Origin of the sequence: Staphylococcus sp. MB377 (assembly GCF_001922505.1) — a bacterium.
Classification (GTDB): Bacteria; Bacillota; Bacilli; order Staphylococcales; family Staphylococcaceae; genus Staphylococcus; species Staphylococcus haemolyticus.
Map to the genome: position 1 here is coordinate 65,286 of NZ_MAON01000062.1, position 14,029 is coordinate 79,314.

The window sequence follows — 14,029 nt, forward strand, 5'->3', positions numbered from 1 at the left end:
CGTTTATATACTTCTCTTCATTAAAGCCAAATCCATTTGTTCTCCATACATTTCTGGTTGATAAGAACGTACGATTTCAAAATCATTATTTTGATAGTATTGAATTGCATCTTTATTTTTATTATCAACTTCTAAAAATACTGCATCATATTTACCGTCAAATTGTTCTAATCCTTTCTTAAGTAGACTAGAACCATAACCTTTATGTTGAGATTCTGGATGTACATAATGCGCAGACAAATACAATTCTTTACCATAAATGAAATTAGCAAAGCCAATAATTTCATCATTATCTTCGGCTACTAAAAATAGTTGTTCTTCTAAACGTTTCTTTAAATGTTGCTCATTATAAGAAGCAGCTAATAACTCATTTATTGTTGATGCTGCATAAATATTTAAATATGTGTTATACCATGCCTTAGTAGCAACATCTCTAATTGCTACGACGTCATTTGGTGTAGCTTCTCTGACTTTAAACATACTTGATTCTCCTGACTTTACTATGGAATTAATAATGAAATTATATCACAGTACTTATACAATCGCTTAATATAGAATATTTATCGGCGTAGTTTAATATACTTTTGAATTAGGCTTACGTTAATGTTTCATTCCATTCTTTAGCTCTTTCTAGTGCAAACATATCTTTCGAAATATCACCTGGACGTTCAGCGGTACCAATTATATATCCATTAAGTTCAGCACCAATAAAATCTAATGTATATTTCATTTGAGTAATACCTGGCTTAGCTTTCACTTTAGGGCAGTCTCCACCAACTAAAATAAGTCGAAAATCTTTCTTTGCCATTTTTTCTTTAAAGTCCTTGTAGTTGTTGTCTATTAAAGTTTCAGACCAATGATCGATAAATGCCTTTAAAGATGCAGAAACACTATACCAATACACCGGTGATGCAAATATGACCGTATCACTTTCTAAAACTTGATCAATGACCTGTTTATAATCATCGTTATAGCTTGTAATATCTCTATTCTCGTGACGAAAGTCTCTTACAGGATTGAATTGATAATCGGTTAAGTCAATCCATTTATAATCTAATCCCTCAACTGCTAACTTAGTAAGTTGTGCTGTATTCCCCTCTGGACGACTTCCTCCAAATAAAACTGTAATCATTTTTATCACTCTCTCTTAATTTATATTAAAAAAACTATTTCCTTTTTCATTGTTAACAACATAAAAACTTCATACTTACTTAATATTTTACATATTTGCCTAGTACCCTTATTTCACGTAATATATGTGTATTTTTTAAAATAAAAAAAGAATCATTACTATTTATTTCAGTTATAAAAAACTCTTACACACATATAAACGGTGTAAGAGCATCAATTACTTTATTTAATTTTACCTTAACTTATTTTATTCAATCGGAAATAATTCATCAATTTTGTTCAGTTCATCATCTGTTAATTGAATATTTGCCGCTTCAATATTTTGCACAACTTGTTCAGCATGTTTCGCACCAGGAATCACCACATCTAACGCTGGACGCGTTAAGTAGAATGCTAGAACCACATTAGCAATAGATGTGTTATGAGCTTCCGCAATGCCTTGTAATTGTTTCACTCGTCGAACATTATCATTAAATACTTCCGGTTGGAAATCACGGCGAGGTACACGATGATCATCAAACGTTTGATTTTCCTCATACTTCCCAGCTAAGATGCCTGATGCTAACGGGAAGTATGGTATAAATGTAATATTATTTTCAGCTGCATATTTCATGACTTCTTCATTTTCTCGATGTAATAAGTTGTACTCTAATTGCACTACATCGACATAACCATCTTTATTCGCTTCCTTAAGTTGTTCTAATGAGAAGTTAGACACGCCAATTGCTTTAATCTTGCCTTCATCTTTAAGTTCATTTAATGCAGCAACTGCTTTATCTTTCGGAGTATTTTCATCCGGAAAATGAATGTAGTATAAATCAATATAATCTACTTGAAGGCGTTTCAAGCTATTCTCAACTTGCTGTTTTAAATAATCTGGATCATTATTTTGTACGACTTCATCATTTTCTTTAATAACATGTGAACCTTTCGTGGCAATTTGAACTTGTTCACGAGGATACTCTTGAACTACTTGGCCAACTAATTCTTCAGAACGTTCAGGTCCATAAATATAAGCTGTATCTAGTAACGTAATACCGTTGTCAATTGCTTTACGTACAACATCTTTACCCTGTTCTTCATCTAAATTTGGGTATAAATTGTGACCACCTACTGCGTTTGTACCTAATGCAATTGGAAATACGTGAACATCTGATTTACCTAATTGTACTAAATCTGCCATCTATAATCACTCCTTTATTCTATATAACTACTTATAGTTTACCCATTTTTTATTATGACATTCATATTGACTTTTGATGAGTAATGTATTTTAATGTAACTAATCAAGTTACATTAAAGGCGGTATATTATGAATTTAGAATTCAACATTGCAGTACACGTGCTAAGCTTTCTTACTAAGCATTCCGAAGAACAATTCAATAGCCAGGATTTAGCAGAACTTACCTGTCTTAATCCTGTACAACTAAGACGCGTTACCACTACACTTAATAATCAACAATATATAGATTCAATTCGTGGAAAAGGTGGTGGCTATCGAGCTAATGCGCACACTCCAACCATCACCTTAGATACACTGTATCAACTTTTCGTGTTAGATAAATTACCAACACAACGTATTTTTACTGGTAGCGAAGAAAGCCATTGTACAATCTCTAGAAATATCGCAACCACTATGAATAAATACAAAGAGCAAGAAACTGCACTAGCGCTCAACTTTTATCGTAACTTGACAATTAACGACGTAATTAAAGATACACTTCAGGAGGACACATTAAATGACACATTTTAATTTATTAGTTATTGGTTTCGGTAAAGCAGGAAAAACACTTGCCAAGTACGTGGCATCACAAGGTCAACACGTCGCTTTAGTAGAACAATCCTCAGACAACTTTGGAGGAACATGCATAAACCACGGCTGTATACCCTCTAAAGTACTCGTACATGATGGGATTGACAGCATCGATTTTGACACTGCCTTTTCAAGAAAAAAAGACGTAGTCAGCGCACTAAATAAGAAAAACTATAATAACTTAGCAAATGATACAAACATTGAAGTATTCAATTACAAAGCGCAATTCAAATCTAATACTGAAGTTAATCTACTAGACGAGGATGGTGCTATTGTACATACTTTAACTGCGGATAGCATTGTTGTTAATACAGGCGCAAAATCGAATATTCCATCTATCCCGGGTATCGAAAGTGCTAAACATTTATTTGATTCACAAGGTTTATTGAATATTTCATATCGACCTAAGCATTTAGTAATCATCGGTGGTGGCTATATCGCCTTAGAATTTGCTTCAATGTTTGCTAATTTCAGCTCAAAAGTAACAGTTATAGAACACGGCGAACATATCATGCCACGTGAAGATCAAGACGTGGTTGCACATGCAATTAAAGATTTAGAGGACAAAGGGATTACCTTTGTCACAAATGCAGAAACGCTAGAATTTAAAAATGAAAACAACCAAACGACAATTGTAACTTCTAAAGGCAATTTCTCAGCTGACGCTGTATTGATAGCTACAGGTCGTATACCTAATACTGATTTAGCGCTTGAACAAACTGATGTTGAACTTGGTGAACGTGGTGAAATCAAAGTGAATGAGCACCTTCAAACTTCAGTCGAACATATTTATGCTGTTGGAGATGTCAAAGGCGGACTACAATTCACGTATATCTCTCTGGACGATTTTAGAATTCTAAAATCTACACTATATGGTGACCAATCGCGTACTACACTTAACCGTGGTACAATTCCTTACACTGTCTTTATTGATCCACCATTTTCTCGAGTAGGTTTAACAGCTAAAGAAGCTCAATCTCAAAGCTATAATTATATTGAAAATACATTACTTGTCGCTCAAATTCCGAGACATAAGATTAATAATGACGCTCGCGGCATTTTCAAAGTTATTATCGATAAAGATACTGATTTAATTTTAGGTGCTACACTTTATGGCAAAGAATCAGAAGAAATTATTAATTTAATTAAGTTAGCAATTGATCAACATATACCTTACCAAGTTCTAAGGGATACTATTTATACCCACCTAACTATAGTAGAATCCTTTAATGATTTGTTTAATATTTAAAAATTTTTTATTTATTAAAATACTGTCATACTAGTACTTCAAAAGATATAAATTCAACTTATCAATATTTTTAAAAATAAAAAGCTTTACTTATTAATAAATAACAGTTATAGTTAATCTAACGTAATAAAAGCTCGTGAATTTAAATGTAGTGTGTTTGTCTAGAATACTCTCTTTTTTATAAATGAATTTGTTACAAATATTCGTGCAAAAGCACATGGAGGTATTCTATATGAATAACGGTACAGTAAAATGGTTTAACGCAGAAAAAGGTTTTGGTTTCATCGAAAGAGAAGACGGAAGTGACGTATTCGTACACTTCAGCGGTATCGCTGGTGAAGGTTACAAAACTTTAGAAGAAGGTCAAAAAGTTGACTTCGATATTACTGAAGGTCAACGTGGCGAACAAGCAACTAACGTTGTTGTAATGTCATAGGATTAGACCTAATTAAGCGCTTAGAAGATAAATGTCTTCTAAGTGCTTTTTTTATTACAATAAAAAAGCTACGACAATATTCAGATTAGAATACACTCATAGCTTAAGTTTATAATATAACTTAATTCCTCTATTTTATCGCCTTACGTTTAGCTAATTTCTCTTTTAGCTTTCGATCTTGTTCTTCTTTACGGCGTTTACGTTCCTCATTACGCTTTCTTAGTCGTTCTTCTTCTTCCGGATCTCTTGGTTTTTTTAGCTGAGCTGTGACTTTTTCTAACAATTCGTCTTCAGTAAGCGCAGCAAGTGGTCGATTATTGACGAAGGCAAAGGTTTTTCGACGTCCAGGGCCACAATAAGATTGACAGCCGATTTCAATTTCTGCTTCTGGATCTAATTTTTCTAATTTTCTTTTCAAAGTTTTGATATTTACCGCCTGACATTCATCACATATTAAAAATTTATTTTTCACCTTGCCACCTACCTTTCTATATTGTCGTTTCTATCCTAAATATTGAAGCATATTAATACGAATCAATGAATTTAACTCTAATTATTTTACTCCTTTTACAAGAAAATTCAAGCCTATCATTAAAAGTCATTCTCAGCCGTAACAAAAAAAGAGCAAGACACTGATTCAACATTTGAATTTCGTCCTACTCATTTATTAGTTTATATTATTATTGTCCATGATAAATTTTAAATTTCAACGGTTTAATACCATGTGATGACCATTCATTATAAATACGATTTTTATCAATGCGATTATCAATAATGGCGATACCGCAATCGCCACCGCCAGCACCTGATGTCTTGGCAGCAGCACCATAACGTTCTCCAATATCACATAACATTTTTAAATTTTCAGTTTCAATGTCGACTGTCGCTTCATTATCCATTTGTTGAATAATCATACGATTTTGTCGAATCATTTTCTGAACACCTTTAATATTATTTGTTTTAAACGCATAGATAAGATTTTCAACACATGTATGAGATTGATCAAGGAATCTTCCATAAAAAGAAGGATCTGATTTTAAGCGTTTCACTTCACTTACTAAATGAGGTGATGAAGCAGGCGAACCTGTCCAACCGATTAAGACTTCCATATTTTCTGGGGCCTGTAAAGGTTCAATATGAAGACCCGGCCAATTTTTTTCTAATACTTCATTAACTGATGTTTCTTCCATCTGTTGTTTGACCCAATCGTGATCGAAAGTACTATAAGCTAGCCAGCCACTATATACACTTACAGCTATATCACCACATGAGCTTAAACTTTGTAATCGCATATTAGAAATGACTGCAAGTTTATAAATATATAGGTTAGATAATTGCATATCGTAAAACTCATTTAATGCTTTGACGACTGACACTAAAACTGCCGCACTAGAACCAAGCCCATATTTATTACCTGAAGCATCATCTAAATTACTATCGATTTCTAAATGAAAATGCTTCAATTTGACGTTGCAACTTCTCACATATTGTTCGAAAACTTCAATTGCAGTTACAACATACTTTAATTGACTAGCAGCATTAGCATCGGAGATATCAATTTTATCTTCATTGCGATTAAACGTTACAGGTTCATAATGTAATGTCTTGGAATGAATCGTACCTGTTACTGCATTAGAAGCTTCAATTGAAGCTGTAACAAATCGATCGACCGCAATTAAGACAGACTTATATCCTGGCTCAGTCACTGCATATTCACCTGCTACATAAAGCTTTCCTGGTGCTTTCACCTGAATCATTATATCTCTTCCTTACTTAATTATTTCGACTCCTGATTGGGTAATGTCACTTGTGATGATTTGTGATTGATCAAATTCTTGTAAGAATTTATTTACTATAGCTTGTTGATTTTTCTTTTCAATCAATACTTTAACGTTAGGTCCCGCGTCCATTGTAAAGTAGCAAGGTAACCCCGCTTCTCTACATTCATGAACGATACGCATAGCATTATAACTTTCTGGTACTAAATATGTAAATGGAGGTTGTGCTCCCAAATTAGTTGCATGCATGCGTAAACCATTAGCTTCAATAACTTCACCCATACGCTTGAAATCTTTTTGAGCAATGGCTTCTTTAGTCTCTTTCAAATCTGGTTCAACGTTATCTAACCAATATTGATAAAAACGTGACGTATCACGTGTAAGTGACATACCTGAACGACTGGATACCTTTTTAGATTTGTTATTGATAACAACAAAAATCATAGCAAGTTCATTTTCCCAGCCATCCGCTTCAACACGGTGTGCAAACGAAGATTCATCGTCATGTCCCTTTTCCCATTCAGCAAATCCACCATAAATACTACGAGATGCTGAACCAGATCCACGACGCGCTAAACGTGAAAGATCTTTATCAGACAAACCTAATTGTAGAGCTTCATTACACGCACCAGCTAATGCAGCATATGCACTTGCTGACGAAGCTAATCCTGCAGCTGTTGGAACAAAATTCCCACTTTCAATAAGCGCATGTTCTGAAATCCCAGCTTCTTTACGAATCATTTCCATATAACGTTTAATCTTAGCGCTTTCCTTAGCGTTTACAGCTTCCCCGTTAAGAATCAACTGATCTTCTGTTAATGTTTCATCAAATGTTACACGCGTTTCAGTGTAAAAACGGTCTAGTGTAACTGACAAACTGTTATTCATTGGTATGATTAATGCCTCATCAGCTTTACCCCAATATTTAATCAGTGCAATATTCGTATGTGCGCGTGCTTTACCACTCTTTTTCAATGGTTTATCCTCCTAACTTCTCAATCCATGTATGTTGTGCACCAGCTTTTTCAACTGCAGCGACAATATTCTTAGCTGTTTGCAATTCTTTAGCTAAGATAAGCATACTACCACCACGGCCACCACCTGTTAGTTTGCCAGCAACTGACCCATTCTCTTCTCCTAAGCGAAGAAACATTTCTATTTTGTCATGACTCACAGTCAATGTTCTCAAGTCATCTTGACATTGATTAAAGATTGTAGCTAATTGATCAAAACTATGATGCTCAATCGCTTCACTTGCTGAATACACTAAAGAACCAATATGTTCAACAACTTGCATATAATTCTTATCATTATCACACAATTGATGCACATCTTCGACTGCTTGTTTAGTAGAACCTTTAACACCTGTATCGATAACTACCATATAACCATCTAAATCTAAGGTCTTTAATATTTCAACTTCGCCCTGTTGATACCAAACAGGTTGATTCGTAACGATAGTCTTAGTATCTATACCGCTTGGTTTACCGTGAGCTATACGTTCTGCCCAGTCTGCATTTTCTAATAATTCTTTATCAGTTAGTGGTAAACCTAAATAATCATAGCTTGCTCTTATGAAAGCGACAGCAACGGCTGCACTTGATCCTAAACCTCTAGATGGTGGTAAATTTGCTTGAATTTTAATTAATAATGGCTCTTCTACCTTTTTATTCTCTACGAAATGTCCAATTAAAGATTTCAAATGTTCTGGCGCATCATAAAGTGGTCCATCATAGACATCACTTTGTATCGCTGAGTAATTACCTTTTTCCAAACTTTCGATTAAGACTTTTACCTTTCCTGAAGTAAACGGAATCGCAATTGCAGGTTCACCAAATGTTACCGCATGCTCCCCGATTAATATTATTTTGCCGTTAGACTCCCCATAGCCACGTTGTACCATGATATCTCACCTTTAATATTCTTTCTGAAAAATTATTTTCGAGGTCAGTGGATATACTTATCATGCATATATCCTAAATCTTCCAACTCTATAAATGCCTATGTCAATTTCTATTTAAATTACTGACCTTTTATCGTAGTGTGTACGCAAATTAACTTTATAATTGCATGTCATAGTCTATCCACATTTTTTGCAACCTTTTTCGACTTGAATAAAAGATAGACTCAGTTAATTTAACTTTAAAACTTAAAAATATTTATACCCTAAAATTAAAATCCCTAACATACTGCCATGTTAGTCTTTTAATTAAGATGGCCTTAGTTCTTGATCAATTTCCACCATCAATATATTAAAATGATACACAATCTACATCGTTTTGATATTAATCCACCTAAACTATATTACTATAAAAAGTAATAGGAATATAGCAATTTATAATAAATTTGATATATAATTCCCCCAAAATTTACATTATTTCAAATGAAAAGGGAGTAGAACAGAAATAATATTTTCTCAGAATTTATTTCGTTGTAACCCCAGCTTGCTTAGCCTGTAGAATTTCTTTAGGAAATTCTCTTTGCTGGGGCCCCGAACCCCAGCTTGCTTAGCTTGTAAAATTTCTTTAGGAAATTCTCTTTGCTAGGGCCCCGAACCCCAGCTTGCTTAGCTTGTAAAATTTCTTTAGGAAATTCTCTTTGCTAGGGCCCCGAACCCCAGCTTGCTTAGCTTGTAGAATTTCTTTAGGAAATTCTCTTTGCTGGCGCCCCGCCTACCAGGCAAGGATGACTAGGTTTGAAAAAACGCTTGACTCAAGCGCATTTTCAAACCAGTCAGCTACTGACAACATGATAAAGTAGGCTGAGACATTTTATTTTGTCCCAGCCTCTTTAACTGTATCAAATTTTCAATTTTAAAAGTTGTTTCACGCTTAATTAGATTCTATTGAACGATTCATCTTCTCATTACGATCTATCATCTTGTCGAAGTAACCTTCATAACGTGTCCATTCATCTTCAGTGATTGAATCCATATTCAGATTGCCACCTAAATCTTTAATAGCGTGTAATAATTGGAACATCACATCTTGGACTTTAATATCTCGCCCAAATAACGTTTCCAGTGATGCCATACATTCCGGTTGTATATCCGGATATTTAAATTTGGTTACTTCACCTTTAAGTGCATGTTCATAGAAGACACGCATCATTTCCGCGCGTTCTGAACCTGATCCTTCAACACAAAGGTATATTTGCACTGCAATGCCACCACGTACACGACGCTGTGAAATGCCGGCAAACTTTTTACCATCAATGCTTAAATCAAATTTTCCTGGGCAATATGAGTGCTCAATCTCTCGTGTATCAATCTCTACATCTTCATTTTCAAACATTTTGCAAATCAATAAATACATTACTGTAAATGCTTCATCAATTGTCGTTTCCGTTTGACCTTTGAAAATAAGTGAGATATTTAATACTCCTTGATCTAACACGACACCGAGCCCCCCCGAATTCCTCACAATTGCGTTATAACCTATTTCATCAGTTAAATATTGAATACCATCTTTAAGAAATGGTAAACGCGAATCATGAATACCGAGAATAACGGTATGTTGGTGAATCCATGTTCTGATCACATTGCATGATAAATCTTTACCTACGCTTTCTGAAAACGTATCGTCAAAAGCAAATGATTGCATTGGCGCTAAACCGGACGAATGATCTACATAGCGCCAATCGATATCATTAAAGTATTTACTCGCTAAGTCCATTATTGTAATGTTTGAGCAGCTGTAATGATTGATAATTTATAAACGTCTTCAGTTGAGCAACCGCGTGATAAGTCGTTAACAGGTGAGTTTAAACCTTGTAATACAGGACCAACTGCGTCAAAACCACCTAAACGTTGAGCAATTTTGTATCCAATATTACCTGCTTCTAAACTTGGGAATACAAAGACATTTGCATTACCTTGGATTTTAGCGCCTGGCGCTTTTTTTTCAGCTACTGAAGGTACAATAGCAGCATCAAATTGGAATTCACCATCAATTACAACGTCTGTTAAGCCTTCAGATTCTACTTTTTCTTGAGCTAATTTAACTGCATTTGCTACTTTATCAACATCGTCAGATTTAGCTGAACCTTTAGTTGAGAAGCTTAACATAGCAACACGTGGGTCCATGCCGAAGCTTTTAGCTGATTTCGCACTTTCAACTGCGATTTCTGCTAAATCAGATGATTCTAATGTTGGGTTAATTGCACAGTCACCGAATACATATTGTTGGTCATCTTTAATCATAAAGAAGATACCAGAAGTTTTAGATACGCCTGGTTTCGTTTTAATGATTTGTAATGCAGGGCGAACAGTATCTCCAGTTGAATGTGCTGCACCACTTACTAACCCGTCAGCATGATCAGCGTAAACTAACATCGTACCGAAATAGTTAACGTTATTTAATAATTCATCAGCTTGTTCTTCAGTTGCTTTACCTTTACGGCGTTCAACGAATGATTTAACTAATTCTGGTTTTAATTCGCTTGTAGATGGATTAATGATTTCGATGTCTGAAACATCTAATCCTTTATCTTTAGCTAATAAGTTGATTTTGTCATAGTCACCTAAAACTACAGGTGTTACATAGTCAGTTGCTTGTAATTGTGTAGCAGCTGTTAACACACGCTCATCTTCACCCTCAGGTAATACGATTTTGACATTTTTTCCTGAAAGTTTTTCTTGTAATACATCTAATAAACTAGACATAATGCCCTCCTAAATAATTTCATAATAATATTTTGCACTCTAATTATACTGTATTTATAGTGATATTTCCATTTCACTAATTTGTAATCATTTAAGTATGTTTACTAATTCTCTTTATGATAAAATTTAGTCTGTATTAAATAATAATAATCAATTTTGAAGGAGCGATACACATGAGTGAAGCAGCTGAAACTTTAGATGGTTGGTACAGTCTTCATTTATTTTATGCTGTAGATTGGGCAACACTTAGACTAGTGCCTGAGGATGAACGTGAAGCTATGATCAATGAATTCAAGACATTCATTAACGATAAAGCTAGTGCTAGAGAACAACAAGCTGGCGACTATGCGCTATATAATATTACAGGTCAAAAAGCTGACATTCTATTATGGTACTTACGTCCAGAAATGAAAGAACTTAATGAAATTGAAAATGAACTCAATAAACTTCGTATTGCTGATTTCTTTATTCAAACATACTCATACGTATCAGTGATTGAATTAGGTAATTACTTAGCAGGTAAGTCTGATGAAGATCCATATCAAAACCCACATGTTAGAGCGAGACTATATCCTGAATTACCTAGAACAGAGTATATTTGTTTCTATCCAATGGATAAACGTCGTAATGAGACTTATAACTGGTATATGTTACCAATGGAAGAACGTAAGAAATTAATGTATAACCATGGTATGATTGGTCGACAATATGCAGGTAAGATCAAACAATTCATCACAGGGTCAGTTGGTTTTGATGACTTTGAATGGGGCGTAACTTTATTCTCTGATGATGTACTACAATTCAAGAAAATTGTATACGAAATGCGTTTTGATGAGACAACTGCTAGATATGGAGAATTTGGTGGTTTCTATATTGGTCACATCTTAAAAACAGATGATTTCGAACACTTTTTTGCTATTTAAACTTTCTATTATATAAATCTATTTTGTGATATTCATAACTTGTTCCCTTCTAAGCTTGCTTGAACATGGCTTTGAAGGGAACTTTTTATTTATAGAAATAAATTGATAATGGAACTCTAATGTGTCTCTAACAAAGATGACGTGCCAAACTTTATAAATGCCCACAATATCTTATTTTGATAATAGTTTAATAAACGAATATTTAGGGAATAGCTATCAATCGCCACATTTAAATAGGTTTTAAAACAACGATAACCTGAGGCACTTACTATGCCTCAGGCTATTATAGTGTAGTATGTGTTTTGGGAGAACTTAATTACTACTCTGAACATTAACAACTATGGAAATATTGTCGCTACCCAATATTATTCATAAATTGCTAACTAATTATTATTTAACCAAATTGTAATATTTTGAAACATTATAGAATGAGTTTGTATATTTTTTTATTTTAAATGTATTGCAACATTATACTATAACGATTAATGTACACTCTTTTTAATATTTTAACATTTAATTGTTATAGTTTCTTCATTTTAAAGCGCGGATTTTCTAGACATTTGTTATACACAAACATACTTAATGTGTGAGATTCTTTTTATAAGAGTGAATCAGAGCTTAGAAACTTTTAATATAAGCGTGCTTACTTCAATTAGCTACTTTAATTTTGTATCATAAACCTAAAAGACTTTTATATCTTAGACTCATTGACTATAATTATGAGTACATCTTAACGAATGGTGATGAAATGGATAATACACAAATACACGAAAATGCAGATGAAAAATTAATTAAAGACGTTGTCATGATGGCTGGACGCATATTATTGGAGTCCGGTGCTGAAGGTACACGTGTTGAAGATACAATGACACGTATTGCACGTAAATTAGGCTATCCTGAGAGTAATAGCTTTGTTACCAATACTGTTATTCAATTTACATTACATAATGAATCTTATCCTCGAATTTTTAGAATTAATTCACGTGACACGAATCTCATTAAAATTTCTCAAACAAATGAAATCTCTCGCTTAATCACAAAAGGTGCAATTACACTAGAAGAAGCTAAATTAAAACTTGAGAATATATATGTTGCTAAACGTGATAGTAGTTTACTATTCAAGGGAATTGCTGCTGCCATTATTACTATTAGTTTCCTATATTTACAGGATGGTAAACTTGTCGATGTTATCACTGCATTGTTAGCGGGTGGCTTAGGTTATCTTGTAGTTGAAATACTAGATAGACGTTTACATGCGCAATTTATTCCAGAATTTTTAGGGTCACTCGTTATTGGAATTATATCAGTACTTGGTCATTATTTATTACCCACAGGTGATCTTGCAACAATTATTATTGCCTCTGTAATGCCTATTGTTCCTGGAGTACTTATAACAAATGCCATTCAAGATCTATTTGGTGGACACATGCTTATGTTTACAACGAAGTCCTTAGAAGCACTCGTCACTGCTTTTGGTATTGGCGCTGGCGTTGGCTCAGTTTTAATCTTAGTTTAGGAGTGGGAATGAATGTTTTGGATATTAAACTTAATTTTTAGTTATACCGCTTCACTTTTTTTCTGTGTGATCTTCGATGCGCCTAGGAAACTCTATCTCTCTTGTGGATTTGTAGGAGCATGTGGTTGGATGGTTTACATTCTTTTTTATCAAGGTTTAAACACACATACGATCTACTCAAGTTTCTTCGGAAGTTTAGCGTTAGGTTTAATTAGTCACTATATGGCTCGTACAAAGAGAGAACCGGCAATTATCTTCATGGTACCTGGAATTATTCCTCTTGTACCTGGTGGTCTAGCGTTCGATGCTACTAAGAATTTAGTACTATTAGACTTTAGTAAAGCGATTAATACAATGCTTGAAGTAACACTCATTGCTGGCGCCATTGCGCTCGGCTTATTATTTGCAGACCAAATTTCTAAAATTATATTATCTGGTTTTGCAAGAACACGAAAAAGAATATAACATCATTTATACTATTCTTGATATTAGAAAAGCGCGTGGCTCCCTAGAGCCCGCG

General features: G+C 34.1%; 15 protein-coding genes. 6 read left to right on the top strand and 9 right to left on the bottom strand.

The annotated features are described in order from the left end of the window. Window positions 1-3 precede the first annotated feature (3 nt). The 3 genes from BB045_RS11150 to BB045_RS11160 form a co-directional block, all read right to left on the bottom strand. The gene (locus BB045_RS11150; RefSeq protein ID WP_037552452.1) at window positions 4-480 is read right to left on the bottom strand and encodes a GNAT family N-acetyltransferase; all 477 of its coding nucleotides are present in this window, start codon (window positions 478-480) and stop codon (window positions 4-6) included. A gap of 115 nt (window positions 481-595) precedes the next feature. Beyond that, the gene (locus BB045_RS11155) at window positions 596-1,132 is read right to left on the bottom strand and encodes a flavodoxin family protein (protein WP_011276585.1); all 537 of its coding nucleotides are present in this window, start codon (window positions 1,130-1,132) and stop codon (window positions 596-598) included. A gap of 246 nt (window positions 1,133-1,378) precedes the next feature. Continuing rightward, window positions 1,379-2,314: an aldo/keto reductase gene (locus BB045_RS11160; RefSeq protein WP_075140765.1), complete on the bottom strand. Its 936-nt coding sequence runs from the start codon at window positions 2,312-2,314 to the stop codon at window positions 1,379-1,381. A gap of 129 nt (window positions 2,315-2,443) precedes the next feature. On the opposite strand from BB045_RS11160, the gene hypR reads away from it, so the two are divergent. The 3 genes from hypR to BB045_RS11175 all read left to right on the top strand — a co-directional run bounded on the left by hypR (window position 2,444) and on the right by BB045_RS11175 (window position 4,629). Continuing rightward, window positions 2,444-2,884 (top strand): redox-sensitive transcriptional regulator HypR, encoded by a 441-nt coding sequence (hypR, locus tag BB045_RS11165; RefSeq protein WP_053019393.1) that lies wholly within the window; start codon window positions 2,444-2,446, stop codon window positions 2,882-2,884. Beyond that, on the top strand, window positions 2,871-4,193 hold the full coding sequence (merA, locus tag BB045_RS11170; protein WP_075140766.1) for a hypothiocyanous acid reductase MerA: 1,323 nt from the start codon (window positions 2,871-2,873) through the stop codon (window positions 4,191-4,193). Before hypR ends, merA begins: the two co-directional genes overlap by 14 nt. Window positions 4,194-4,425: 232 nt before the next feature. Continuing rightward, window positions 4,426-4,629 carry a cold-shock protein gene (locus BB045_RS11175; RefSeq protein ID WP_049426256.1) on the top strand — a complete coding sequence of 68 codons (204 nt, stop codon included), beginning with the start codon at window positions 4,426-4,428 and terminating at the stop codon, window positions 4,627-4,629. A gap of 130 nt (window positions 4,630-4,759) precedes the next feature. On the opposite strand, the gene BB045_RS11180 is transcribed toward BB045_RS11175, so the two are convergent. From BB045_RS11180 to pta, 6 genes are all read right to left on the bottom strand, one after another. Further along, window positions 4,760-5,101 carry a YuzB family protein gene (locus BB045_RS11180; protein ID WP_011276654.1) on the bottom strand — a complete coding sequence of 114 codons (342 nt, stop codon included), beginning with the start codon at window positions 5,099-5,101 and terminating at the stop codon, window positions 4,760-4,762. A gap of 208 nt (window positions 5,102-5,309) precedes the next feature. Beyond that, a complete protein-coding gene (locus BB045_RS11185; protein ID WP_037571202.1) occupies window positions 5,310-6,386 on the bottom strand; it encodes a phosphomevalonate kinase in 1,077 nt (358 codons plus the stop codon). Between the two features lie 12 nt (window positions 6,387-6,398). Beyond that, entirely contained in the window at window positions 6,399-7,382 is a 984-nt protein-coding gene (gene mvaD / locus BB045_RS11190; protein WP_070581316.1) for a diphosphomevalonate decarboxylase, read from the bottom strand. Window positions 7,383-7,386: 4 nt separating this feature from the next. After that, window positions 7,387-8,310, bottom strand: coding sequence for a mevalonate kinase (gene mvk / locus BB045_RS11195; protein WP_070581317.1), 924 nt, complete (start codon window positions 8,308-8,310; stop codon window positions 7,387-7,389). A 928-nt stretch (window positions 8,311-9,238) separates the two neighbouring features. Continuing rightward, window positions 9,239-10,081 (bottom strand): lipoate--protein ligase family protein, encoded by an 843-nt coding sequence (locus tag BB045_RS11205; RefSeq protein WP_075140767.1) that lies wholly within the window; start codon window positions 10,079-10,081, stop codon window positions 9,239-9,241. After that, the gene (gene pta / locus BB045_RS11210) at window positions 10,081-11,070 is read right to left on the bottom strand and encodes a phosphate acetyltransferase (RefSeq protein ID WP_075140768.1); all 990 of its coding nucleotides are present in this window, start codon (window positions 11,068-11,070) and stop codon (window positions 10,081-10,083) included. Before pta ends, BB045_RS11205 begins: the two co-directional genes overlap by 1 nt. A 173-nt stretch (window positions 11,071-11,243) precedes the next feature. On the opposite strand from pta, the gene hemQ reads away from it, so the two are divergent. From hemQ to BB045_RS11225, 3 genes are all read left to right on the top strand, one after another. Continuing rightward, a complete protein-coding gene (gene hemQ, locus BB045_RS11215; protein ID WP_075140769.1) occupies window positions 11,244-11,993 on the top strand; it encodes a hydrogen peroxide-dependent heme synthase in 750 nt (249 codons plus the stop codon). Between the two features lie 748 nt (window positions 11,994-12,741). Then, window positions 12,742-13,509 carry a threonine/serine exporter family protein gene (locus BB045_RS11220; RefSeq protein WP_053028189.1) on the top strand — a complete coding sequence of 256 codons (768 nt, stop codon included), beginning with the start codon at window positions 12,742-12,744 and terminating at the stop codon, window positions 13,507-13,509. Window positions 13,510-13,521: 12 nt separating this feature from the next. After that, window positions 13,522-13,974 (top strand): threonine/serine exporter family protein, encoded by a 453-nt coding sequence (locus BB045_RS11225; protein WP_011276662.1) that lies wholly within the window; start codon window positions 13,522-13,524, stop codon window positions 13,972-13,974. Window positions 13,975-14,029 lie beyond the last annotated feature (55 nt).

Excerpts from the sequence above, each read along its gene's own strand:
- BB045_RS11150 (WP_037552452.1), bottom strand. The coding sequence starts at position 480 with ATGTTTAAAGTCAGAGAAGCTACACCAAATGACGTCGTAGCAATTAGA.
- BB045_RS11155 (WP_011276585.1), bottom strand. The coding sequence starts at position 1,132 with ATGATTACAGTTTTATTTGGAGGAAGTCGTCCAGAGGGGAATACAGCA.
- BB045_RS11160 (WP_075140765.1), bottom strand. The coding sequence starts at position 2,314 with ATGGCAGATTTAGTACAATTAGGTAAATCAGATGTTCACGTATTTCCA.
- hypR (WP_053019393.1), top strand. The coding sequence starts at position 2,444 with ATGAATTTAGAATTCAACATTGCAGTACACGTGCTAAGCTTTCTTACT.
- merA (WP_075140766.1), top strand. The coding sequence starts at position 2,871 with ATGACACATTTTAATTTATTAGTTATTGGTTTCGGTAAAGCAGGAAAA.
- BB045_RS11175 (WP_049426256.1), top strand. The coding sequence starts at position 4,426 with ATGAATAACGGTACAGTAAAATGGTTTAACGCAGAAAAAGGTTTTGGT.
- BB045_RS11185 (WP_037571202.1), bottom strand. The coding sequence starts at position 6,386 with ATGATTCAGGTGAAAGCACCAGGAAAGCTTTATGTAGCAGGTGAATAT.
- mvk (WP_070581317.1), bottom strand. The coding sequence starts at position 8,310 with ATGGTACAACGTGGCTATGGGGAGTCTAACGGCAAAATAATATTAATC.
- BB045_RS11205 (WP_075140767.1), bottom strand. The coding sequence starts at position 10,081 with ATGGACTTAGCGAGTAAATACTTTAATGATATCGATTGGCGCTATGTA.
- pta (WP_075140768.1), bottom strand. The coding sequence starts at position 11,070 with ATGTCTAGTTTATTAGATGTATTACAAGAAAAACTTTCAGGAAAAAAT.
- hemQ (WP_075140769.1), top strand. The coding sequence starts at position 11,244 with ATGAGTGAAGCAGCTGAAACTTTAGATGGTTGGTACAGTCTTCATTTA.
- BB045_RS11220 (WP_053028189.1), top strand. The coding sequence starts at position 12,742 with ATGGATAATACACAAATACACGAAAATGCAGATGAAAAATTAATTAAA.
- BB045_RS11225 (WP_011276662.1), top strand. The coding sequence starts at position 13,522 with ATGTTTTGGATATTAAACTTAATTTTTAGTTATACCGCTTCACTTTTT.